The following is a 22,112-nucleotide window of genomic DNA, read 5'->3' on the forward strand; positions in this document are numbered from 1 at the left end:
ACCCGCCCCGTCCGTAGCGTCGGCCTCCGGTCACCGCACACGGTCGGACGAACGAGGGGGCGTCGACGAATGGATGGGGAAGGGCAGAGAGCAAAGCACCGGAGACACCGCCGGAGTCCCCGCGACCGGGGTGCCACCGCCACCGAGTACCTGGGGGTGATCGTCGTCGCCGCGACCGTGATCGGCACGGTCGTCGCCACGGGCATCGACACCACCCTGGCGACGAACCTGCGCTGCCTCGTGACGTTCGACGGCCCGTGCGGAAGCGGCGAGGAGGGCGGCGGCGAGGCAGGCCCCAGGACCGACGCGGACTACGAGCCCCCGCTCTGCCAGATCTCCTCGATCAGCGACAAGGCCGGCGCCAAGGCCAAGGTCCTCTTCATCGAGTGGGGCGAGGAGTACGGGTTCCAGCAGCAGACGTTCGAGGCCAACACCGACGTCAACGGTGACGGCACGGTCGACGACAACGACCAGCAGGTGACGATGACGTTCACCGACGCCGCCTCCGTCGCCGCGAAGAAGGACTGGAAACCCGGCGCCAGGATCGGCAGGTTCGGTTCGGACAAGATCGAGCTGGGTGCCGGGATCAAGGTCACCAACGGCGACACCTGGGTCTTCGACAGCGAGGCGGAAGCCGAGGCGTTCCGGGACGACATCGAGCTGCTCAAGACCTACGAGCTGACGAACCGGCACAGCAACGCCCAGGGCGGCGGCCTCGGCAACAGCATCCTCTATCTCTTCGGCAAGGGCCCGGTGGCCGAGGAGGAGAAGCTGCGCAACCGCATCGACGAGAAGCTCGGCGACCGGCACATCAGCTACGGCAAGGTCGGCATCGAGGCGACCGCGGCCGGCGGGCTCAAGCTCGGCGCGGGCGACGAGAGGAAGCTCGGCGCCACCCTCGGCGGCACCTTCAAGTTCTCGCCCGAGGCGACCTGGACGGACAACGACCACAAGGGCACCAAGTCGTACACGTACTCCGCGGCCATCGAGTACGGCGGCAGGGTCGGTTATGAGGCGGGGCCGATCAGCGGCGAGTCCTCGGCGTCCACCACACAGACCGGCACCATCACCGTCACCCATGACAAGAAGACCGGCGAACTGCTGCGCATCGACATGACCCGCACGGTCGAGAAGGGCGCCACCAAGGACGGCGTCAAGGCGGGCGGCGACAACGGCCGGTCGGGCGACGACAAACGCGGCGGCAGCGGCGGCGTCAAGGGGAGCGACGGGACCACGGGCATCGAGGTCGTCACGCACTCGATCGGTTTCCCGCCCGGCGCCGAGGGCGCGCAGCAGCGTGCGGTCGCCCGGGCGTGGCTCGACGGCGGCGGGGACATGGGCGCACCCTTTGCCTTCATGTTCTCCGACCACGCGCCGACGCAGCGGCCGGGAGCCGACGACCCGTTCGGCCGGCTGCTGTTCGACGAGGGCCTGTCGAGCCGGATGACGTACACCGGGCGGACAGAGGCCGCGGAGTACGGGTTCGAGCTCAATCTGGGGCTGAGTCTCGGCTTCTCGGTGTCGACCGAGAAGAAGGAGGAGACCCTCGCCGACGCCGAGTTCCTCGGGGCCCCGAACGGAGACCGCCGTGACTACATGCCCTACAGCTACTGTGCGAACTGACCGGTCCGAGAGGAGCGCACACGGCATGAACAGCAGAGACAGCAACGTGGTGAGCGGCAGGACCGGTGGGCGGCGGGCGCTGCCGGCGCTGGTTCTCGCCGTTGCCGCGGTCCTCACCGCCGGCTGCGGGAACGAGGCGGCGGGCGCGAAGGTGCCCGACGGCTGGTCGGAGCTGAGGACGCCGTCCGTGACCGTGGCGCGTCCGCCCGCCTTCACCGAGCAGGGCGCGGCCGAGCGCAGCAGGTTCAACGCGGCCGCCGCCACCCTGGAGGAGAAGGGGCGTGCGGTGGCGATGATCTCCGTGCAGCTGAACTTCACCCGTGCCGACTCGGTGGAGGAGGCGGCGATCGGGGCCGAGGCGGGGATCGCCCTCGGCTCGACGCTCAAGGGCCAGGAGGATCTGCGGGTGGCCGGGCCGGAGGAGGCCCGGGAGGCGCGGCGTATCGACTTCGCGTTCAGCTCGACCGGCGAGCGTGGCACGCCTGCCAAGGGCACCCGGGTGGCGGGCGTGATCGTCGCCGGGCTCGATTCCAGCGGGTCGGCGTACGCGGTGCGGGTGGACGCGGCCACGGGTGTGCTGTCCGACAACGACCTCAAGAAGATCATCGACAGCATCGCCGTCGCATGACCCGCTACGACGGCACGGGTGCCCCCGCGCGGCGCGACGACGGGCCGAAAGCGGGGATCCTCGCGCTGACGAAGGCGTGGGCAGCCGGCATCGTCGTCCTGCTGTTCAGCGAGTACCTTCAGGTCACCCTGGTGTACGACGCCATGGGCCCGCCCGAGCGGCTGGACACCTTCACCGGCCGCCTGGTGGCGATCCATCTGCCGAACGCGTTGTGCATCGCCCTGTCCGTATGGGCCGCGGCCCGGCTGCACCGGGCCCCGTTCCGCCGCGCGACCGGGCGCCATCTGACCGCCGCGCTCGCCGTGCCGGTCGTGGCCCAGCTGCTCAACATGGCGGTGCAGTGGGAGGAACTGGCCGCCGAGGGGCTGCTGATGTCGAACGCGGTACTGGCGCTGGGGTGTGTCGCCGGGTGGTCGGCGGACCGTCTGCAGGAGACGGACTGACGCAGCGGGGCGAGGCCGCGGCTTCCGCCAGAGGTCTTGACAACCAGATTGGTCTGGACCAGCTTGTACCTCCACGGTGGCCACCGTTCCGGGACTCCTCCGGATACCTCCATCCCCAACTCCCCCACCGGAGGCTGCAAGTGGACCGCACCACACGCGCACGCAGATGGCTCGGCGCCGGACTGGCGCTCGCCGTCGGCACCGGGATCGGCCTGATGGGCACGGCAGGCACGGCTCAGGCGGCCGACGTCAACGTCGCCAAGAACGCCGGCTACGAATCCGGCCTCGCCAACTGGACCTGTTCCGCCGGCAGCGGCGCCACGGTGTCCTCCCCCGTCCACGGCGGCGCGTCGGCCCTCAAGGCCACCCCCGCCGGCCAGGACAACGCCAGGTGCACCCAGTCCGTGACGGTCAAGCCCAACTCGACGTACACGCTGAGCGCATGGGTGCAGGGCGGCTACACCTACCTCGGGGCGAGCGGGACCGGCACGACCGACGTCTCCACCTGGACGCCCGGCACCAGCGGCTGGACCAAGCTGTCCACCACGTTCACCACCGGTGCGAGCACCACGTCGGTGACCGTCTACACCCACGGCTGGTACGGGCAGGCCGCCTACTACGCCGACGACGTGAGCGTCTTCGGCCCCGACGGTGGTGGCGGCACCGACCCTGACCCGGTCGTCCCCGCGGCCCCGGCCACGCCCTCGGTCGGCGCGGTGACCTCCTCCTCCGTCGCCCTGAGCTGGGGCGGCGTCTCCGGAGCCACCGGCTACAACGTGTACCGCGACGGCTCCAAGGTCCTGTCGGCGAGCGGCAGCTCGGCGACGGTGACGGGTCTGGCCGCGAACACCTCGTACCAGTTCCAGGTCACGGCGACGAACGCGGCGGGCGAGTCCGCGAAGTCGCCCGCGGTCACCGGGAGGACCAGCTCCACCGGCAATCCGGGCAACCCGGCCGTGCCGAGGCACGCCCTGACCGGCTACTGGCAGAACTTCAACAACGGCGCGACGGTGCAGAAGCTGCGGGACGTGCAGTCGCAGTACGACATCATCGCGGTGTCGTTCGCCGACTCTACGGCGACGCCCGGCCAGATCACCTTCAACCTCGACCCGGCCGTCGGCTACGCCTCCGTCGCCGACTTCAAGGCGGACATCGCGGCCAAGAAGTCCGCGGGCAAGTCCGTGATCATCTCGATCGGCGGCGAGAAGGGCAACGTCACCATCAACAGTGACGCGTCCGCCACCGCCTTCGCCGACAGCGCCTACGCGCTGATGCAGGAGTACGGCTTCAGCGGGGTCGACATCGACCTGGAGCACGGGATCAACTCGACGTACCTGACCAAGGCGCTGCGCCAGCTCTCGCAGAAGGCGGGCTCCTCGCTGGTCCTGACGATGGCCCCGCAGACCATCGACATGCAGAACACCGGCACCGAGTACTTCAAGACCGCACTGGCCGTGAAGGACATCCTGACGGTCGTCAACATGCAGTACTACAACAGCGGTTCGATGCTGGGTTGCGACGGCAAGGTCTACTCGCAGGGCTCGGTGGACTTCCTCACCGCGCTGGCCTGCATCCAGCTGGAGGGCGGCCTCGACGCTTCCCAGGTCGGCCTGGGTGTGCCCGCGTCGACACGGGGTGCGGGCAGCGGCTATGTCGACCCGTCCATCGTGAAGAACGCGCTGGACTGCCTGGCCCGCGGCACCAACTGCGGCGCGTTCAAGCCCTCGAAGACCTACCCGGGTCTGCGCGGCGCGATGACCTGGTCCACGAACTGGGACGCGACGGCGGGCAACGCCTGGTCGAACGCGGTGGGCCCGCACGTGCACGGGCTGCCGTAGCCGTAGCACGCCCCTGAACGACAAGGGCCCGTACCGCCGCTCCCCCGGTGGTACGGGCCCTGGTCGCGTCCCGCTCTACCAGGGAAGATCGCGCACCTGCTGCACGCACAGCACCACGAACAGCAGCCCCGCGGCAGCGAGCATCACGTTGCTGAGGATGCCGTTGCGCCACTCGGCGGGCGTACGCGAGGAGTTGAGCAGCCACAGCAGTGTGCCCGCCAGGAACGGCATGAAGAACGCGCCGAGCACGCCGTACCCCACCACCAGAGCGAACGGCTGATCGAGGAAGAGCAGCGAGATCGGCGGGAAGGTCAGCCAGAGCAGATACGCACGGAAGGGCAGCGAGCGCTCCTTCGTTCCGGCGGCCACCTCCTCCACGGTGCTCTCCTCGGCCTGAACTCCTCTGCGGTCGCGCTGCAGACGCTCCACGAAGTCGGCGAACATGAGGCTCACGCCGTGCCACACGCCGATGAGCGAGGAGAACGAGGTCGCGAAGAAGCCGACCAGGAACAGTTTGGCGGTCACCGCGCCGTACCTGTCCTCCAGGATCACGCCGAGGTCGATCAGTCCCCGGTCACCCTTGGTGAGGGCGAGGTGGGACGCGTGCAGCAGCTCGGCGCCGACGATGAGCATGGCGACGACGAAGATGCCGGTGGTGATGTAGGCGACCCGGTTGTCGAGACGCATCACCTTCATCCAGCCGGTGTTGGTCCAGCCCTTGGCGTTCACCCAGTAGCCGTAGGCGGCCATGGTGATGGTGCCGCCGACGCCGCCGATCAGTCCGAGGGTGTAGAGCAGCGAACCGTCGGGGAGCACCGGGACCAGTCCCGCGAAAGCGGCCCCGATGTCGGGGGCGACGCGGATCGCGACATACACGACGACCACGAACATCACGCCGATCAGGACGGTCATGACCTTCTCGAAGACGGCGTACTGGTTGAACCAGACGAACACCAGGCCGATGAGCCCGGTCAGCACCGCCCAGGTCTTGAGCCCCGGCCCGTCGGGGAAGAGCGCGACGATCGGCAGGGCGCTTGAGGACATGGCGGTCGCGCCGTAGATGAAGCCCCACACGACCACGTAGATCGCGAAGTAGACGGTGGTCCACTGCCCGAGGGAGCGCCAGCCCTCGAAGAGGGTGCGACCGGTTGCGAGATGCCAGCGGCCGCACGCCTCGGCGAGCGAGATCTTCACGACGCAGCCGATGACGGCCGCCCACATCAGTGTGTACCCGAACTTGCTTCCCGCGATGAGCGTCGCGACGAGGTCACCGGCACCGACGCCGGTGGCGGCGACGACGATGCCGGGTCCGATGTATCTCCAGCTGGACTTCCGAGGTACGGAGATGTCCTGTCCTGTGCTCGCGTTTCCGGTGGTCCCGGCCATCCCGCGCCTCCCGCCGACTCGTCCCCCGTCACTATGGATCACCGCCACCAAAGCGTGAAGCCGCTGATCGCACAAGGGGTCGGGCAGCAGCGGGGCGCGCCGGGACTGCCGGTCACATGGGGTAGGCGTAGTCGATGTGCACAAGTCGGGCGACACCGAGCACGGTGAACGCGGCGGGCGCCAAGAGCCACCACCGGTTGAGTACGTCCTTGCTCATGGGCACGAGCGCGAGCAGCAGCGTACACACCCCGATCACGCTCAGCATGACCGACGCCGCCGCGATCCCGCTCAGCGCGCTGTCGTCGTAGGCGCCCTCGGGCTGGATGAGCAGGGCCGCATAACCGACGTAGAGGCCGAGGAGATCGGCGAGTACAAGGACGACGCCCCACGCAGCCCGGCCGAAGACCGGCGCTCCGGCCGCTCCGCTCACTTCAGTGCACCCCCTGCCTCGTCGAGACTCCTGTCGAAGTCACGGCCGTAGTTCTGCGCCCTGCCGGACTCCCAGTACGGGCCACCGTTGTAGCGGGCGGCCAGTTCCTGGCGCTGCTCACGCGTCATTTCCTCGGCCGGCACGTCGTCGAAGCCGCTCTCCTCCTTGAGGGCCATGGATCTTTCCCTCTTCCCCCGTACGCGCCGGATAACGATCACCCCGACGCGGGAAGAGCGTACCTGACCGGGAGTCAGCCTTGACGGGTCCATGCCAGCTCGCGACGATGTGCGCGAACGACTCCGAACACTGCACCACCCGCGTCGCAACTGAACAACCCCCCACAACTCCCCACCCAGGAGACAGCATGCGACTTCGTATCCGTGCGAGCAGGAGGAAGGCCGCCACCCTCGCGGCCGGACTCGCGCTCGCCATGGCGGTACCCCTCACCGCAGGCGCCTCGACGCCGTCCGACCGGCCGACGCCCTCCGCCGTGGAGGAGGAGCAGACCAGGCAGTACCAGATCCACGGCCCCGACAGCGTCGCCGAACGCACAGCCGTCGCCGCCACCGGTGTCACGATCGACGAGGTCGACGACCACACCATCGTCGTCAGCGCCGATGCCGCACAGGCGAAGAGGCTGCGCGCCCTCGGTCACACGCTCAAGGCACTCCCCGCCCCGCCCGCGCGGCGCACCACGGCGGACGTGAAGCTGTTCGACTTCCCCTCGGCCGACGCCAGGTACCACAACTACGCCGAGATGAACGCCGAGATCGACCAGCGCATCGCCCAGTACCCGAACATCATGAGCAAGCGCGTCATCGGCAAGAGCTACCAGGGCCGGGACATCGTCGCCATCAAGATCAGCGACAACGTCGGCACGGACGAGAACGAACCCGAGGTCCTCTTCACGCACCACCAGCACGCGCGCGAGCACCTCACCGTCGAGATGGCGCTGTACCTGCTGCGCGAGTTCGGCGAGGACTACGGCAGTGACTCGCGGATCACCAATGCCGTCAACGGCCGCGAGGTCTGGATCGTCCCGGACCTCAACCCGGACGGCGGCGAGTACGACATCGCCACCGGCTCCTACCGCAGCTGGCGCAAGAACCGGCAGCCCAACACCGGCTCGTCGGCCGTGGGCACCGACATGAACCGCAACTGGAACTTCAAGTGGGGCTGCTGCGGCGGCTCCTCGGGCTCCACCTCCTCCGAGACCTACCGCGGCCGGGCCGCCGAGTCCGCGCCCGAGGTCAAGGTCGTCGCGGACTTCGTGCGCAGCCGCGTCGTCGGCGGCAAGCAGCAGATCGCGACCGGCATCGACTTCCACACGTACAGCGAACTGGTGCTGTGGCCCTACGGCTACACCAACGCCGACACCGCGCCCGGCATGACGCAGGACGACCGTGACGCGTTCGCCGCGGTGGGCGGGAAGATGGCGGCGAGCAACGGCTACACGCCCGAGCAGTCCAGCGACCTCTACATCACGGACGGGTCGATCGACGACTGGCTGTGGGGCAACCAGAAGATCTTCGCGTACACCTTCGAGATGTATCCCTCGGGCTTCGGCGGTGGCGGCTTCTACCCGCCCGACGAGGTGATCGAACGCGAGACCAGCCGCAACCGGGACGCCGTGCTGCAGCTCCTGGAGAACTCGGACTGCATGTACCGCTCGATCGGCAAGGAGGGCCAGTACTGCGCCGGGTGACCAAGCGGCAGGGGTGAGCGGGCGTCCGGGACCACGCGGTCCCGGGCGCCTTTCCCGGCCGCACCTCTCACGCCGTCACGCAGGCCGGTGGCCGCCGAGGTAGTGACCGACCACCGGCGCCAGCTGCGCGCACCAGTCCCGAAGACGCGCCTGACGCCTGGTGCCGACCCGGCACTCGTAGCGCGCGCCGTTCATGTGCTCGACAGTGACGACGAGGCAGAGGCCGAGGACGGCGTGGTGCATCGCCCGGACCTCGTGCCAGCCGAACTCGACGTGCAGATGCCCCTGGTCGAAGGAGACGCCTGCCGCATCGACGAGCACCGCGTTGTTCCTGTCGGCCGCGATGAACTCCGGACCGGCGACAGCCGCGGGGCCGGGCCCGTGGACCGGCAGTCCGGGCCCGTGGACCGGCAGTCCGGGCCCGTGGACCGGCGGCCCGGGCGCGTGGACCGGCGGCCCGTACGCGGGTGACGGGGCCGGCTCGAAGGCCGGGCCGAAACCGGGCGGAGAGGCGGGCGGCGACGCGTGCGCGCCCGGAGCGATCGTCTGCGGTGGCGCGTCCGGGTCGCACTGCGGCAGCAGGGCCGCCAGCGTGCGGCGGAAGTCGTCCTCGGTGCGGGTCGCGTAGAGCGGCAGGAACATCGGGTGGGAGCCGAACTGCCAGATGCCGCCGGTCCGTTTGACGACGATCGCGGGCCCGGCGCCGTCCACCGGCACGGCACCGCCGTCCAGGACGGCGTCCGGCCGGGTGTCGACGGAGTACGCGAATCCGATGTCGGTGATCCGCCGGTCGGCATGGCGGGGGCCGTACTGCGCGCACACCCATGCGCGGACTTCCTCGGACGTAAGCATCCGACAGATCCTAGGCTCTGTCCGGATCGGCATGGGGCACGGGGTGGAACGGGTAAGGAACGCCGTCGACGGGGGCTGTACCGTCCGCGGCGGGTCTGCCCGGGCAGACCCTGGAAGCGGACGGCGGGGGCCGTCCCCGACGGACCGGCCCCCGCACTCCTCGCGTTCCTAGACCGCCAGACTCAGCGCTGCCGCCACCGCGAAGCCCGCGACCGACAGGACCGACTCCAGGACCGTCCACGACTTCAGGGTGTCCCGCTCGGAGATCCCGAAGTACTTGGAGACGATCCAGAACCCGCCGTCGTTGACGTGCGAGGCGAAGATCGAGCCGGCCGAGATCGCCATGATGACCAGCGCCAGGAAGGCCTGGGAGTGGTCGCCGTTCTCCACGAGGGGCAGCACGATGCCCGCGGTCGTCACGATCGCGACGGTCGCCGAACCCTGCGCCACGCGCAGCACCAGCGAGATCAGATACGCCAGCACGATGACGGGCAGGCCGACGTCGTTGAACGTGTCCGACAGTGCCTGCGCGACGCCGCTCGCCTTGAGCACCGCGCCGAAGACACCGCCGGCGCCGACGACGAGCAGGATGTTGCCGACCGGCTTCAGCGACGACGTCGACACGGACTCCAGCGATTTGCGGGACCAGCCCCGGCGGAAGCCCAGCAGGTAGTAGGCGAGGAACAGCGCGATGGTCAGCGCGACGAACGGGCTGCCGAAGAACTCGATGACCGAGCGCAGGGTGGACTCGTCGAGTGCGATGGAGGAGAACGTCGCGGCGAGGATCAGCACCAGCGGCGTTCCGATGATGATCAGCACCGTCGCAAGGGACACCGGCCGCTCCTGCGGCTCACGGCCCGTGGCGGTCTGCTCGGCGATGATCGCGGCCTTGGCGTCCTCGGCGGCCTCGACCATGTCCAGGGGCACCTCGACGAACAGGCGCTTGCCGATCCACGCGGCGTAGACCCAGGCGGCGATGACGGCCGGTATGCCGACCACGAAGCCCATGAGGAGGACCCAGCCGAGGGAGACGTTGAACAGGCCCGCGGCGGCGACCGGTCCGGGGTGCGGCGGCAGGAAGGCGTGGGTCATCGACAGACCGGCGAGCAGCGGCATCGCGTAGAGGATGATCGACTTGCCGGACCGCTTGGCGGCCGCGTAGACGATCGGCGCGAGGACGAAGATGCCGACGTCGAAGAAGACGGGGATACCGAAGATCACGCCGGTGAGGCCCATGGCGAGCGGGGCCCGCTTCTCGCCGAACAGCCCGAGCAGTCGCGAGCTCAGCACCTCGGCGCCGCCGGACACTTCGAGGATGGCGCCCAGCATGGTGCCGAGGCCGATGATGATGGCGACATGGCCGAGGATGCCGCCCATGCCTGTCTCGATGACGGATATCGCAGCGGATCGCTGGACCGTGCCGAACAGTTCGGTCACCGACAGACCGGCGGCGAGACCGACGGCTATGGAGACGGCGAGCAGCGCGACGAACGGCTGCAGCCGCACCTTGATGATCAGGAGCAGCAGAAGCGCGATTCCGAGAGCGGCGACGGTGAGCAGACCCGCGGTGCCGTCGATGATCGTGAGCAGCCCACCGGTGTGGGGAGTGGGTGGTGGGGGCGCGTCAGCGGCGAGAAACATCGGGATTCCTTCGGCTGGAGGCGGTTTTCGGCAAGGGGGGAGCGCGGCACGGCGCATCGGGGAAGCGCGCCGTGCCGTACAGCGGGGAATTCAGTGGGATCAGCCCAGGGTCAGCCGAGGACCGCCAGGGCGTCGATCTCGATGAGCAGGCCGGCGGGGAGACCGACATAGACCGTGGTACGGGCGGCGGGGGCCACCGTCAGGTCCTGGAAGTACTCGTTGTAGATCTCGTTCATCTCGGCGAAGTGGGCGGTGTCCGTGAGATAGACGCGGATCATCATCACGTCGTCCCAGCTCGCGCCGCCCTCCTCGAGGACGGCCTTGACGTTGGCCAGGGTCTGGAGGGTCTGCTCGCGCAGTGTCGGGCCGGCCGGGGTGGGGGCCTGTCCCTCGACGGCGGGGAGGAATCCGACCTGGCCGGCGACCTGGAGGATGTTGCCCTTCCTGACCCCGTGGGAGAACTTCGCGGGAGGCGCGGTGTGGGTGCTCGGGGTGATCGCGGTCTTCTCGCTCATGCGCGTGCTTCCTTCTGGGGGGTGTGTCCTGAGTACTCCCGCGTGATCGCGTCGGCGGTGCGGCGCACCAGCGGGAGGAGGGTGAGGAGTTCGTCGGCTGTGACGACGACGTTCGGCGCGGACACCGACATGGCGGCTACGACCCGGCCGTCCGCACCGCGGATGGGGGCCGCGATGCAGTTGATGGACTCCTCGTGGCCGCCGAGGTCGGTGGCCCAGCCCTGTTCGCGAACACTTGCCAGCTCCTTGAGGAAGGCGGGCGCGTTCGGGGTCGAACGGGACGTGTACATGGGGAAGTCGAGCTTCTCGGCGACGGCCCGCCGCTCGGCTTCCGGCAGGTCGGCGAGGAGCAGCTTCGCCACAGCCGCGACCGTGATCGCGACGGGCTTGCCGATCCGGGAGTACATCCGGACCGGGTAGCGGCTCTCGACCTTGTCGATGTAGAGGACTTCGCTCTCCTCGTACACGGCGAGGTGCACGGTGTGGCCGATCTGCTCGTTCAGTGCGACGAGATGGGGGTGCGCGATCTCGCGTACGTCGAGGTTCTCCACGGCCTCCTGCGCGAGCGCGAACAGCCGGGCGCCGAGGCGGTAGCGCTGGTCCTGCTGCCGGTAGACGAGCCCGTGCTCGTGCAGGGTGCGCAGCAGCCGCAGGGCGGTGGACTTGTGGACGCCGAGCCGGTCGGCGACCTGTCCCAGGTCGGCGGGACCCTGCGCGAGCAGCGGCAGGATGCTCAGCGCACGGTCGACGGTCTGGCTCATGGCGTACGTACCTCCTCGGTCTGCCCCGTCCACCCGGGGCCGAGGTGCAGTGTCCCCCAGGCGTCGTCGTCGCGGGCCGCGAGCCGGTCGGCGTGCGCGGTGTCGGGCGGCGCACCGAGGTCGCCGGGGACGGTGAGCGCGGCGGCGGCGAAGAGGTGCCCCCGCCGCAGCGAGTCCTTCGCCGCCAGCCCGCGGAGGGTGGCGGAGAGAAAACCGGCGGCGAAGGCGTCGCCGGCGCCGGTGGCGGCGACGACGTCGACGGTGGGGGCGTGCACGTGGGTCACGGCGCCGTGACCGTCACGGCTGAACAGCGTCGCCCCGCGCGCGCCCTGCTTCACCACCAGCAGCGACGGCTCCGGCAGCGCCTCCCCGATGGAGTCGACGCCTCGCAGCCCCCATGCCTCCTCCGCCTCGTCCTCTCCCACGAACACGATGTCCGCCCCGCGGGCCAGGTCGAGGAGGACCTGCGCGTCGGACGGGGTGCGCCACAGTCCCGGACGGTGGTTCACGTCGAACGAGACGAGGGGCCTGCCCTCCCGCCGGGCGGTCAGGTCGCGCATCAGGGCGAGGCAGTCGTCGGACAGGGCCGCGGTGATACCGGAGAGATGGAGCAGACGGCCGGAGTCGACGGCGTCCCTGGGGACCGTCGCCGTGGACATCGCGGAGGCCGCCGAACCCGCCCGGTAGTAGACGACCTCGTGGTCGTCCGCAGCGCGGTCGCCGGACGTACGGAAGTAGATGCCGGTGGGCCGCTCCGCGTCGCGCTGCACGGCAGAGGTGTCCACCCCGTACGACGCGATGGCCTCCACCAGGTGCTCGCCGAACCCGTCCGCACCCACCCGGCCGACCCACCGCGTGCGGTGTCCCGCCGCGGCCAGGACGCACGCCACGTTGGATTCCGCTCCGCCGATGCCGCGGACGAACGACGGGACATCGGCGAGGCGGCCGTCCCGGGTGGGCAGGAACGTGACCATGGACTCGCCGAGGCAGACGACGTCCACGGGTGCCTGCACGCTCGCGGTCATGATCGCGGGGGCTCCTCGCTGGTCGGTGCCGGGCACCATTGACCCGGCGTTGGCTCGGATGTTAAACAGCGATAAGCGAAATACGCAATGAGCGTTGCACATGACGCAACGCCCGGAGGAGGGTCCCCTCATGGCCGCCGACAACGCCGTCGCACGACTCGCCGACGAACGGGTCGACCACCGCTTCAAGGCGCTGCCGCCCGACGCCGAGGGCCAGACCGTCGGCGAACTGGCAGCCGCCCGCCGCAATCTCTTCACCGGCGGATTCACCACCCCCGTTCTCGCCCTCTCCGCCGAGTCGGTCGAGCACAACCTCGCCCTCCTCGAGACGTACTCCGAGCGACACGGCCTCGCCTTCGCACCGCACGGCAAGACCTCCATGTCGCCGCAGCTCTTCGCGCGCCAGCTGGAACGCGGCGCCTGGGGCATCACTGCCGCCGTGCCGCACCAGGTGCGCGTCTACCGCGCGTACGGGATCCGGCGGATCTTCCTCGCCAACGAGGTCGTCGACGCCGCCGCCCTGCGCTGGATCGCGCACGAGCTCGACACCGACCCCGACTTCCGCCTCGTCTGCTACGTCGACTCCGTGCGCGGCGTCGAGCTGATGGACGCGGCCCTGCACGGGGTCTCGCGCCCCCTGGAGGTCGTGGTCGAACTGGGCGCGGGCGACGGCGCACGCACCGGGGCCCGTACGGAGACGGACTGCGCCGCCGTCGCCGACGCGGTGGCGGCGTCCGCCACGCTCCGGCTGGTCGGCGTCGCCGGCTACGAGGGCGAGGTGCCGGAGGCCGACGGCGAGCGGGTGCGCGCCTGGCTGCGCCGCCTCGTCGCGCTCGGCGCCGAGTTCGACAAGGCCGGCTACTTCGCGGACACGGACGAGATCGTGATCAGCGCGGGCGGCAGCGCGTGGTTCGACGCGGTCGCCGATGTCTTCGCGGACATCCCCGAACTGTCCGCTCCCGTACTGAAGTTGCTGCGCTCCGGCGCATACGTCTCGCACGACGACGGCCACTACCGCCATCTCACCCCCTTCAACCGGGTCCCGGGGGAGGGCGCGCTGCAGCCCGCGTTCCGGCTGTGGGCGCAGGTGGTCTCCCGCCCCACGCCGGAGCAGGCCTTCGTCAACGCGGGCAAGCGGGACGCGGCGTACGACCTCGACCTGCCCGAGGCGCAGGCGGTCCGCGACGGCCGCACCGGCGAGATCCGCCCGGCCGAGGGCATCTCGGTCACGGGCCTGTCCGACCAGCACGGCTGGGTCAGGACCTCCCCGGGGGTGCGCCTGGAGGTCGGGGACTGGGTGGGGATGGGGTTGTCGCATCCGTGCACGTCGTTCGACAAGTGGCAGCTGATTCCGGTGGTGGAGGCGGACGGAACGGTGACGGACTTCATCCGCACGTTCTTCTGACCGGGACTCCCCCACGGCCTGCCCAGACCCCACCACCGCCCAGAAAGGCGCGCGCATGGACCTCCTCATCCGCGACGTCCGTCTGATCGACGGCACCGCCGCCCCCGCCTACCGCGCCGATGTCGCCGTCCGCGACGGCCGCATCGTCGCGATACGCCGCGAGGGCGAGCCCGCACTGTCCGGGAAGCGCACCCTCTACGCGCACGGCCTCGCCCTCGCTCCCGGTTTCATCGACATGCACGCCCACTCCGATCTCGCCCTCCTGCGCGATCCGGACCACAGCGCCAAGGCCGCGCAGGGCGTCACCCTCGAAGTCCTCGGACAGGACGGGCTGTCGTACGCGCCCGTCGACGACGACACCCTCGCGCACGTCCGCAAGGCGATCACCGGCTGGAACAGCGACGGCTCCGACATCGACTTCGACTGGCGTACGGTCGGCGAGTATCTGGACCGCCTCGACCGGAACTTCGGCGGCCGGGGCATCGCGGTCAACGCCGCGTACCTGATCCCGCAGGGCACCGTCCGCATGCACGCCATGGGCTGGGAGGACCGGCCCGCCACCGAGGCCGAGCTGACCCGTATGAAGCAGCTCGTGGCCGAGGGCATGGAGCAGGGCGCGGTCGGTCTCTCGTCCGGGCTGACGTACACCCCCGGGATGTACGCGAACGATGCCGAGCTGACCGAGCTGTGCCGTGTCGTCGCCCGCTACGACGGCTACTACTGCCCCCATCACCGCTCCTACGGCGCGGGCGCCCTCCAGGCGTACGAGGAGATGGTCGACCTCACCCGCGACGCCGGCTGCGCGCTGCATCTCGCGCACGCCACCATGAACTTCGGCGTGAACAAGGGCAGGGCGCACGAGCTGCTCGCGCTGCTCGACGACGCTCTGGACGCGGGCGCGGACATCACGCTCGACACCTACCCGTACACCCCCGGCTGCACCACGCTCGTCGCGATGCTGCCCAGCTGGGCGGGCGAGGGCGGGCCCGAGGCGGTGCTGTCCCGGCTGCGGGACGACGAGGCGGCGGAGCGGATCCGCCACCACCTCGAGGTCACCGGCTCCGACGGCTGCCACGGCGTGCCGATCGAGTGGGAGACCATCGAGATCTCCGGGGTGAGCGACCCGGCGCACGCGGACCACGTGGGCAGCACGATCCGGCAGTCGGCCGACCGGCGCGGCGAGGCGCCCTGGACCACCGCCCGCCGGCTGCTGATCGAGGACCGGCTCGGCTCGACGATCCTCCAGCACGTCGGCCACGAGGAGAACGTCCGCGCGATCATGCGCCATCGCGTCCACACCGGCGGCAGCGACGGCATTCTGCAGGGCGCCAAGCCGCACCCGCGTGCGTACGGCACGTTCCCGCACTATCTCGGCCGGTACGCGCGGGAGCTGGGCATCCTCACACTGGAGGAGACCGTCGCGCATCTGACCTCGCGTCCCGCGGCCCGGCTGCGGCTGCCCGACCGGGGCCTGGTCCGTGAGGGCTACCGCGCCGACCTGGTGCTGTTCGACCCGGACACGGTCGCTGCGGGCTCCACGTTCGACACACCGCGGACCCTGCCGGTGGGGATCCCGCATGTGCTGATCGACGGCCGGTTCGTGATCGAGGACGGGGCGCGCACCGACGTACTGGCGGGCCGCTCCGTACGCCGCACGCCTTCCTAGGCCACTCCCCGCGGTCGGTACTGGATGCTGATGCGCGGGCCCACGGAGCGCGCCGACTTGGGGACGGCGTGCTCCCAGGTGCGCTGGCAGGAGCCGCCCATCACGATCAGGTCGCCGTGGCCGAGGGCCCGGCGCACCACGTCCCCGCCGCCGTGCCGGGGGCGCAGGACGAGATCGCGCGGGGCGCCGACGGACAGGATGGCGACCATGGTGTCCTCGCGCGCGCCCCGCCCGATCCGGTCGCCGTGCCAGGCCACGCTGTCGTGGCCGTCGCGGTAGTAGCAGAGCCCGGCCGTCACGAAAGGCTCTCCCAGCTCGTCGGCGTAGTGCGCGGACAGTTCGTCGCGAGCCCGGTCCAGCACGGGGTGCGGCAGTCCGTCGCCCTCCCGGTAGTAGGCGAGGAGGCGGGGCACGTCGACCATCCGCTCGTACATCCGGCGCCGCTCGGCATGCCACGGCACCTCGCCGGCCAGCTCCTCGAAGAGGGCGTCCGCGCCGGTCAGCCAGCCGGGCAGGACATCGATCCACGCACCGGCGCCGAGCACTGTGCGCCGCACGCCGTCGAGCGGACCGAGGCCGATCTCGTCCGTCAGGTCGAAGAGCGAACCCTGGAGATGTGCTGCCATGTCTTCCACAGTAGACCCAAAACCGAACACATGAACGAAGGAGACCGGTCGTGACCACCGAACGGGTCAGTCCGCCCTCGCGAGCCGGCGAGCGCGAGACCTTGCGCGCCTGCCTCGACTTCCACCGGGCCACGCTCGCAAAGAAGTGCGAGGGCCTGGGCGACGAGGACCTGCGCCGGCGCTCGATGCCGCCGTCGACGCTGTCCCTGCTGGGCCTCGTCCGGCACATGGCGGAGGTGGAGCGCGCCTGGTTCCGCCGGGTGATCAACGGCGAGGACATCCCGCTGGTGTGGTCGGACGAGGGCGACTTCCAGGTGGCCTACGACGCGAGCGAGGCCACCGCCTCCGAGGCGTTCGCCGCCTGGCGTACCGAGGTGGAGCACGCGCGCCGTATCGAGGCCGCGACCGAGTCGCTCGACCGGACGGTGTGGGTGGAGAAGTGGCAGGACAAGGTCTCGGTCCGGATGCTGATGCTGCACATGATCCACGAGTACGCCCGCCACAACGGCCACGCCGATTTCCTCCGCGAGGGCGTCGACGGAACCGTTGGGGTCTGACTTTGTCCTGATCCGTTACCGGGGTCCGCTTTCCGCGTTGAACGGGGAGTGATGACCGCAAACCCCTGCGGTCACCTCTCGTCCTGCAAGGAGAAGTTGATGTCGCGTATCGCGAAGGCCGCCGCCGTTGTCGCCGGCACGGGTGCCATCCTCGCCGGCGGCGCCGGCATGGCTGCCGCCGACGCCGGAGCGCACGGTGCGGCAGTCGGTTCCCCGGGGCTCGCCTCCGGCAACGCGGTCCAGGTTCCCGTCCACGTCCCGATCAACGCCTGCGGCAACACGGTGAACGTCATCGCGCTGCTCAACCCGGCCTTCGGCAACGAGTGCGTCAACGTCGACGGTGGCCACCACGAGGCCTACTGAGCACCGGACACCCGCTTTTGTTGCGGCCTCCCCCCGCCATGCGGGGGGAGGCCGCAGTCATGTGCGGACGCCTTCCGTCACGCACGGGACACGAAAGGGCCGGCCGGGATGACGTCATCCCGGCCGGCCTTCGGCTCACGGCCCTCGGCTCACGGCTCATACGTAGCGGTAGTGGCGCGTATGGTCGAGCAGCGCCGACGGCTTCACGTTCCACGGCGGCATCGGATCGTCGAGGGCGAAGATCTGGCCGTGCGCAGGATCGGACCGCGCCGGCTTCCTGCGGGGCAGATAGCCCGACGCCGGATGCGCCTTCTGCCAGCGCACCCACAGCAGGTCCACGAAGGCGTGATGGAGCCAGAACACCGGATCGTTGGGCGAGGTGGCGCCCATCATCAGACCGCCGACCCAGCGGTGGACCCGGTTGTGGTTTCGCCAGCGGTCCTCGCCGCCCCGGTTCCACCCCTCGATCCGGTTACGGAACCCGGTCTTCGCGGTGGAGTCCCAGGGCGCCGCGTCGTAGACCGGGTCGGCCAGCGCCTGTGCCACGTCGGACTTGGTGGGCAGGGAGACCGGGTTGCGCGGCCTGCCGAGATCGCGGGTGAGGTACTTGCCGTCGGTGATACGGGTGTTGATCGGCCACTTCCCGTTGTTGCGGCCGAACGGGCCGGTCATCACCTGGCGGTCGGTGCGCCGGCCGGTGCCGCCCATGAAGTCCTCCGCCCACAGCGAGGATGCGGGGCTGTTGTCGACGGTCCAGTCCCAGTAGGGGATGGACACCCCGGAGTCGACCTTCTGCAGGGCGCGCTCGAACTCCAGCAGGAACCGGCGGTGCCACGGAAAGAACGACGGCGTCATATGGGCGGCGCGGGCGCCCTCCTCGGCGTCGGAGACATAGAACGCGCCGTGCATCCTGACGAACTCGTCGTACCGGCCCGAGCGCTTGAGCGCCAGCAGCGCGTCGACCAGACGTTTCTTCTCCGAACGGGTCAGGTTCCGCTGGTTCTTGCGGGTGTACACGGTGTGCTGCCCCTCCCGGCTGTCAGACGCTGTGCATGGGTGTCAACGAGAGCTGGTCATCGCCCAGTTCGTCGACGGCGGCGCGCGCCACATCGCGCAGGGTGGGAAACGACTCGTAGTGGTTCACCAGACTCAGATACGTGCCGTCCGCTCGGCGCATGACATGCAGCGGACGGCCGTCGATGCGTACCTCGACGCTCGGCACGGCGGCTGCCCGCGCCTCGCGGGCGGCGGCGTCCTGCACCGTCTCCGTGTCCCCGGGGCCACGCGTTCCGCGGGCGGGGACCATCACGGTGGCGCTGCCCTGGATGTACCGGCCGCGGTAGGTCTCGGCGAACCGCTCCAGCGACTGCCGCGCCGCGCCGGTCGCCTTCCGCTCCCGGGCGACGCCGCTCCGGCGGGCGGCGAGGACCGGCACGAGCGCGCCCGCCGTACCCGCGAGCACACCGACGGTCAGGGCGGCGCGCAGCAGCAGGCGGCGGGCGAGGGGGCCGCCGCCTGCTGTCCCAGCACCGCCGGTGCTCCGGTTCATGTCGTCGCCCCTCCCCGTGGTCCCACTCGTGCGATGTATCGCTGCTTCGGTGTTGACAACGAGAGCGCGGCGAAAGGGTTGCTCGCCCGGCCGGGGGCGGTCCGGGCCGCTCAGCTCAGCAGCAGTCCGGCGGCCGGGGTGCCCTGCACGACCGGGGCGATCAGGTCGGCCTCGGGCAGCGTGGTCCCGGGCAGGCCGAACTCGTGGCGCGGCTGCGTGAGCGGCGCTCCGAGCGAGGCGCCGGGGCTCGCCACCTTCATGTCGGTGGACTCCGTCGTCGCCTGGGCGACACCGAGGTCGCCCTCGCCGAGCGGGTTCTCCACGGGGCAGATCCAGCAGCGTGGCGGGCAGCTCGGTGGTGAACGGGACCGCGGGCACCATGCCGTGCGCCAGCAGCTCCTCGGAACCGTGCCGCGACGCCTCGGCTGCGCCCGGGACCGGCACACCGGTGCTCAGCTCGGGAGCCTCGACGGGCAGCGCCCACTCCGGGCTCTCGAGCGGCGGCGCGACCGGCACCGACGTACCGGCGACGGCAGGCGCGGCTCCCGCTGCCGATGCCATGCATGCCACGACTGCCGCCATGGTCCCGCGGGTTGTCAACTTCATCGCTCGATTCGTCCCCTCATGGATTCACTTCCGGATGCCCTCCGGAATGCGCTTGTCTCCGTTGCCCTGCCACAACGAGCAGGAGGGGCCGACCCGTGCAGATCTCCCCCGTCCGCAGCAACACGGGGACCGAAGGTGACGCGCGGCTGGTCCAGCATGGCGCCCTGAGCACCAGGAGGTTGCTGTGGAGAAGAAGATCCCCGGGCAGTCGGACGGGCGCACCGCCCGTGCCGAGGGCGTCGATCTCGCCGACCCGTCGTTCTGGCGGCGGCCCCGCGCGGAGCGCCTCGCCGCCTTCGCGTATCTGCGCACCCTCGACGCACCTGTGCGGTTCGGCGTGCAGCCGGGTCGCGCGTTCTCCGCACTGGTCAGGCACGCGGACGTGGTGGAGGCGAGCCGCAGGCCGCGCGAGTTCGCCAGTGCGCCGGGGGTCACGACGCCCGAACCCGCCGGCTGGGCGAAGGCCGTGTTCGGCAATTCGATGGTGAACATGGACGGTCCCGAGCACGCCGATCTGCGCCGTATCGTCGCCCGTTCGTTCACGCCGAGGCTGCTGGCGGCAGCGGAGGAGAACATCCGGGAGGTGGCACGGCGCATCGTCGACGAGATGATCGAGAGCCGTCCGGACGACTTCGTCCCGGCGGTCGCCTCACGCATGCCGTTCGAGGTCATCTGCGATCTGATGGGCATCCCCCGGGAGCAGCGCGCCGAGATCGCCACGCGGATCGACCAGGCGTCGCAGAACGTGGGCGTGCAGCGGGGGCTGCGGATGCCGGGGCGGGGGCTGCGGGCGCTCGCCCATATGCAGTTGGCGATGGCGAGGCTGGCCCGTGAGCGTCGCCGACGCCCCGCCGGGGACCTGATCTCCGCCCTGGTCGCTGCCGATGTCGACGGCCGGGGACTGACCTCGCGTCAACTCGGCGCGTTCTTCTCGCTGCTGCTCGTGGCCGGGGTGGAGACGACCCGCAACGCGATCGCGCACGGGCTGACGCTGCTGACCGAGCACCCGGAGCAGCGGGCGCTGCTGGAGTCCGGTTTCGAGACGTACGCGGACGGTGCGGTGGAGGAGATCGTGCGGCATTCGACGCCGATCATCCAGTTCCGGCGCACGGTGGTGACCGAGTGCGAACTGGGTGGCCGCACCTTCCGCCCCGGCGAGAAGGTCGTGCTCTTCTACGCGTCGGCCAACCGTGACGAGCGGGTGTTCACGGACCCGGACACCTTCGACATCACGCGCAGCCCCAATCCCCATCTGGGGTACGGCGGGGGTGGCCCGCACCACTGTCTCGGCGCGCATCTCGCCAGGCAGGAGATGAAGGCGCTGTTCCACGAACTGCTCACCGGACCCAGGGCCCTTCGGGCGATCGGCCGTCCGGGCCTGGTGGACTCCAGCTTCGACAACCGGGTCCGTACGCTGCCGTTCGCGTTCGACGTGCGGTGAGCGGCGTGCGGGCCGGGCAGGCGTACCGAGGGCCGGTGCCCGAGCCCGCTGGGCCGGGACACCGGCTGCTCAGCCGCGCAGGGCGGACACCGGGAGCAGGACATGGGCGGTGTCGGTGAGCGCAGCCTCGTCGCCGAGGAAGGCCTCCAGTGTCTCCTCGGAGACGGGCTCGCCGGGCTTCGCCTCCGGCCAGGCACGCCCTGCGATCATGAAGTGCACATGTCCTCGCTGGTCGGCGGCGGCCAGCCATTCGGCGGGCGCCGGGCACTGGGCGTGCAGGTACGGCATGGTGACGACGGCCTGGCCGGCCTGGACCAGCAGATGGATCGGGGAGACACTCCGGCCGGTGTGGTCGTGCATGACGTCTCCGGTGGCGAGCCCGAGCTCCGCGATCATCGCGCGGACGGCGCTGCCGGCCGCTTCGGCACCGCCCGTGCCGTCGCCGAGGGAGTAGGCCATCAGGTAGGGCGTGTCGTGCCCCTGGGCCGGGTCGCCGGTCCAGGCGAGCAGGGCGAGGGTGCCCAACTGGCCGCGGTCGACGGTCGCTTTGGGGGATTTTGCAGTGGTCATGGCTCGGCACCCTAGTGCCCGGCCGGACCCCTGCCGTTGCTCCGTTCACCTGCGCGGGTGAACCGGGCGACGCAGGTCCCCCGTCGGTGAGCCGGAGACCGGCGGCCGATCACCCGCACCCGAACGGGCGGTGCGCTCGAAAGGCCGTTCCACCCGTACCCCAGCCCTCCGGCCGAGCAGTGACCTCGGGTGCCCGGTGGGCGTTTGCCGCGGTATGGCAAGGATTACCGCGCCGGCTCGTTGGCAGCGCATCCAGACGAGAACGGATTCGGCGCCGACGGCTCCGCCACCCGGCAGCAGCCCGATCTACGACCAGCTGGCGCGCGAGTGGGCGGCCGCCGGCCGGACCATGCCGGGCCGCCCGGACGGTGAGTGGACGCGGCTCTCGCTCTTCCCGACGCCGTCGGTGGAGGAGCAGCAGGTCCGCCCCGCTCCCCCGCCGCCGCGCCGGGGCTGGCTCCACGACCGGCACACGGCCTGAC

The 22,112-nt window shown here is 70.6% G+C and carries 24 protein-coding genes; 11 read left to right on the plus strand and 13 right to left on the minus strand.

Features of this window, described 5'->3' with window-relative positions; all coding sequences use genetic code 11:
* The first annotated feature begins 156 nt into the window (after positions 1-156).
* From AC067Z_RS35775 to AC067Z_RS35790, 4 genes are all read left to right on the plus strand, one after another.
* Positions 157-1,623: a hypothetical protein gene (locus tag AC067Z_RS35775; protein ID WP_478793816.1), complete on the plus strand. Its 1,467-nt coding sequence runs from the start codon at positions 157-159 to the stop codon at positions 1,621-1,623.
* Between the two features lie 25 nt (positions 1,624-1,648).
* A complete protein-coding gene (locus AC067Z_RS35780; RefSeq protein ID WP_478793817.1) occupies positions 1,649-2,251 on the plus strand; it encodes a hypothetical protein in 603 nt (200 codons plus the stop codon).
* Positions 2,248-2,694, plus strand: coding sequence for a hypothetical protein (locus AC067Z_RS35785; RefSeq protein WP_478793818.1), 447 nt, complete (start codon positions 2,248-2,250; stop codon positions 2,692-2,694). Before AC067Z_RS35780 ends, AC067Z_RS35785 begins: the two co-directional genes overlap by 4 nt.
* A gap of 140 nt (positions 2,695-2,834) precedes the next feature.
* Positions 2,835-4,532 (plus strand): chitinase, encoded by a 1,698-nt coding sequence (locus AC067Z_RS35790; RefSeq protein ID WP_478793819.1) that lies wholly within the window; start codon positions 2,835-2,837, stop codon positions 4,530-4,532.
* Between the two features lie 75 nt (positions 4,533-4,607).
* Here AC067Z_RS35790 and AC067Z_RS35795 read toward each other — a convergent pair whose 3' ends face one another.
* The 3 genes from AC067Z_RS35795 to AC067Z_RS35805 all read right to left on the minus strand — a co-directional run bounded on the left by AC067Z_RS35795 (position 4,608) and on the right by AC067Z_RS35805 (position 6,524).
* Positions 4,608-5,918 carry an Nramp family divalent metal transporter gene (locus tag AC067Z_RS35795; RefSeq protein WP_478793820.1) on the minus strand — a complete coding sequence of 437 codons (1,311 nt, stop codon included), beginning with the start codon at positions 5,916-5,918 and terminating at the stop codon, positions 4,608-4,610.
* 112 nt (positions 5,919-6,030) lie between these two features.
* The gene (locus AC067Z_RS35800; RefSeq protein ID WP_478793821.1) at positions 6,031-6,348 is read right to left on the minus strand and encodes a hypothetical protein; all 318 of its coding nucleotides are present in this window, start codon (positions 6,346-6,348) and stop codon (positions 6,031-6,033) included.
* A complete protein-coding gene (locus AC067Z_RS35805; RefSeq protein ID WP_478793822.1) occupies positions 6,345-6,524 on the minus strand; it encodes a hypothetical protein in 180 nt (59 codons plus the stop codon). Before AC067Z_RS35805 ends, AC067Z_RS35800 begins: the two co-directional genes overlap by 4 nt.
* A gap of 188 nt (positions 6,525-6,712) precedes the next feature.
* Between AC067Z_RS35805 and AC067Z_RS35810 the strand changes: the two genes are divergently transcribed.
* Positions 6,713-8,053, plus strand: coding sequence for a M14 family metallopeptidase (locus tag AC067Z_RS35810; RefSeq protein WP_478793823.1), 1,341 nt, complete (start codon positions 6,713-6,715; stop codon positions 8,051-8,053).
* Positions 8,054-8,128: 75 nt separating this feature from the next.
* Here the strand turns inward: AC067Z_RS35810 and AC067Z_RS35815 are convergent, their stop codons facing one another.
* The 5 genes from AC067Z_RS35815 to AC067Z_RS35835 all read right to left on the minus strand — a co-directional run bounded on the left by AC067Z_RS35815 (position 8,129) and on the right by AC067Z_RS35835 (position 12,847).
* Positions 8,129-8,905 carry a hypothetical protein gene (locus AC067Z_RS35815; protein ID WP_478793824.1) on the minus strand — a complete coding sequence of 259 codons (777 nt, stop codon included), beginning with the start codon at positions 8,903-8,905 and terminating at the stop codon, positions 8,129-8,131.
* Between the two features lie 168 nt (positions 8,906-9,073).
* Positions 9,074-10,546 carry a GntP family permease gene (locus tag AC067Z_RS35820; RefSeq protein ID WP_478793825.1) on the minus strand — a complete coding sequence of 491 codons (1,473 nt, stop codon included), beginning with the start codon at positions 10,544-10,546 and terminating at the stop codon, positions 9,074-9,076.
* Positions 10,547-10,656: 110 nt separating this feature from the next.
* A complete protein-coding gene (locus tag AC067Z_RS35825; protein ID WP_478793826.1) occupies positions 10,657-11,061 on the minus strand; it encodes a RidA family protein in 405 nt (134 codons plus the stop codon).
* A complete protein-coding gene (locus AC067Z_RS35830; RefSeq protein WP_478793827.1) occupies positions 11,058-11,822 on the minus strand; it encodes an IclR family transcriptional regulator in 765 nt (254 codons plus the stop codon). Before AC067Z_RS35830 ends, AC067Z_RS35825 begins: the two co-directional genes overlap by 4 nt.
* Positions 11,819-12,847 carry a sugar kinase gene (locus AC067Z_RS35835; protein WP_478793828.1) on the minus strand — a complete coding sequence of 343 codons (1,029 nt, stop codon included), beginning with the start codon at positions 12,845-12,847 and terminating at the stop codon, positions 11,819-11,821. The genes AC067Z_RS35830 and AC067Z_RS35835 overlap by 4 nt, the downstream gene beginning before the upstream one ends.
* A gap of 130 nt (positions 12,848-12,977) precedes the next feature.
* Here AC067Z_RS35835 and AC067Z_RS35840 point away from each other — a divergent pair, with 130 nt between their 5' ends.
* Positions 12,978-14,252, plus strand: coding sequence for an alanine racemase (locus AC067Z_RS35840; RefSeq protein WP_478793851.1), 1,275 nt, complete (start codon positions 12,978-12,980; stop codon positions 14,250-14,252).
* Between the two features lie 55 nt (positions 14,253-14,307).
* Positions 14,308-15,918 (plus strand): N-acyl-D-amino-acid deacylase family protein, encoded by a 1,611-nt coding sequence (locus AC067Z_RS35845; protein ID WP_478793829.1) that lies wholly within the window; start codon positions 14,308-14,310, stop codon positions 15,916-15,918.
* On the opposite strand, the gene AC067Z_RS35850 is transcribed toward AC067Z_RS35845, so the two are convergent.
* Positions 15,915-16,544, minus strand: coding sequence for an alpha-ketoglutarate-dependent dioxygenase AlkB (locus tag AC067Z_RS35850; protein WP_478793830.1), 630 nt, complete (start codon positions 16,542-16,544; stop codon positions 15,915-15,917). The two genes, AC067Z_RS35845 and AC067Z_RS35850, sit on opposite strands and share 4 nt — an antisense overlap.
* Positions 16,545-16,594: 50 nt before the next feature.
* Here AC067Z_RS35850 and AC067Z_RS35855 point away from each other — a divergent pair, with 50 nt between their 5' ends.
* A complete protein-coding gene (locus tag AC067Z_RS35855) occupies positions 16,595-17,101 on the plus strand; it encodes a DinB family protein (RefSeq protein WP_478793831.1) in 507 nt (168 codons plus the stop codon).
* 99 nt (positions 17,102-17,200) lie between these two features.
* On the plus strand, positions 17,201-17,464 hold the full coding sequence (locus tag AC067Z_RS35860) for a chaplin (RefSeq protein ID WP_478793832.1): 264 nt from the start codon (positions 17,201-17,203) through the stop codon (positions 17,462-17,464).
* 156 nt (positions 17,465-17,620) lie between these two features.
* On the opposite strand, the gene AC067Z_RS35865 is transcribed toward AC067Z_RS35860, so the two are convergent.
* The 3 genes from AC067Z_RS35865 to AC067Z_RS35875 form a co-directional block, all read right to left on the minus strand.
* Entirely contained in the window at positions 17,621-18,481 is an 861-nt protein-coding gene (locus tag AC067Z_RS35865) for a tyrosinase family protein (protein WP_478793833.1), read from the minus strand.
* 22 nt (positions 18,482-18,503) lie between these two features.
* On the minus strand, positions 18,504-19,013 hold the full coding sequence (locus tag AC067Z_RS35870; protein WP_478793834.1) for a tyrosinase family oxidase copper chaperone: 510 nt from the start codon (positions 19,011-19,013) through the stop codon (positions 18,504-18,506).
* Between the two features lie 110 nt (positions 19,014-19,123).
* Positions 19,124-19,336, minus strand: a complete 213-nt coding sequence (locus AC067Z_RS35875; protein ID WP_478793835.1) for a hypothetical protein — start codon at positions 19,334-19,336, stop codon at positions 19,124-19,126.
* Positions 19,337-19,803: 467 nt separating this feature from the next.
* Here AC067Z_RS35875 and AC067Z_RS35880 point away from each other — a divergent pair, with 467 nt between their 5' ends.
* Positions 19,804-21,060, plus strand: a complete 1,257-nt coding sequence (locus AC067Z_RS35880) for a cytochrome P450 (RefSeq protein ID WP_478793836.1) — start codon at positions 19,804-19,806, stop codon at positions 21,058-21,060.
* A gap of 69 nt (positions 21,061-21,129) precedes the next feature.
* Here the strand turns inward: AC067Z_RS35880 and AC067Z_RS35885 are convergent, their stop codons facing one another.
* A complete protein-coding gene (locus AC067Z_RS35885) occupies positions 21,130-21,630 on the minus strand; it encodes a DUF5949 family protein (protein WP_478793837.1) in 501 nt (166 codons plus the stop codon).
* Between the two features lie 214 nt (positions 21,631-21,844).
* Here AC067Z_RS35885 and AC067Z_RS35890 point away from each other — a divergent pair, with 214 nt between their 5' ends.
* A complete protein-coding gene (locus AC067Z_RS35890; protein WP_478793838.1) occupies positions 21,845-22,111 on the plus strand; it encodes a hypothetical protein in 267 nt (88 codons plus the stop codon).
* The last annotated feature ends 1 nt before the right edge of the window (position 22,112 follow it).

This window comes from Streptomyces sp. NPDC043812, assembly GCF_056436245.1.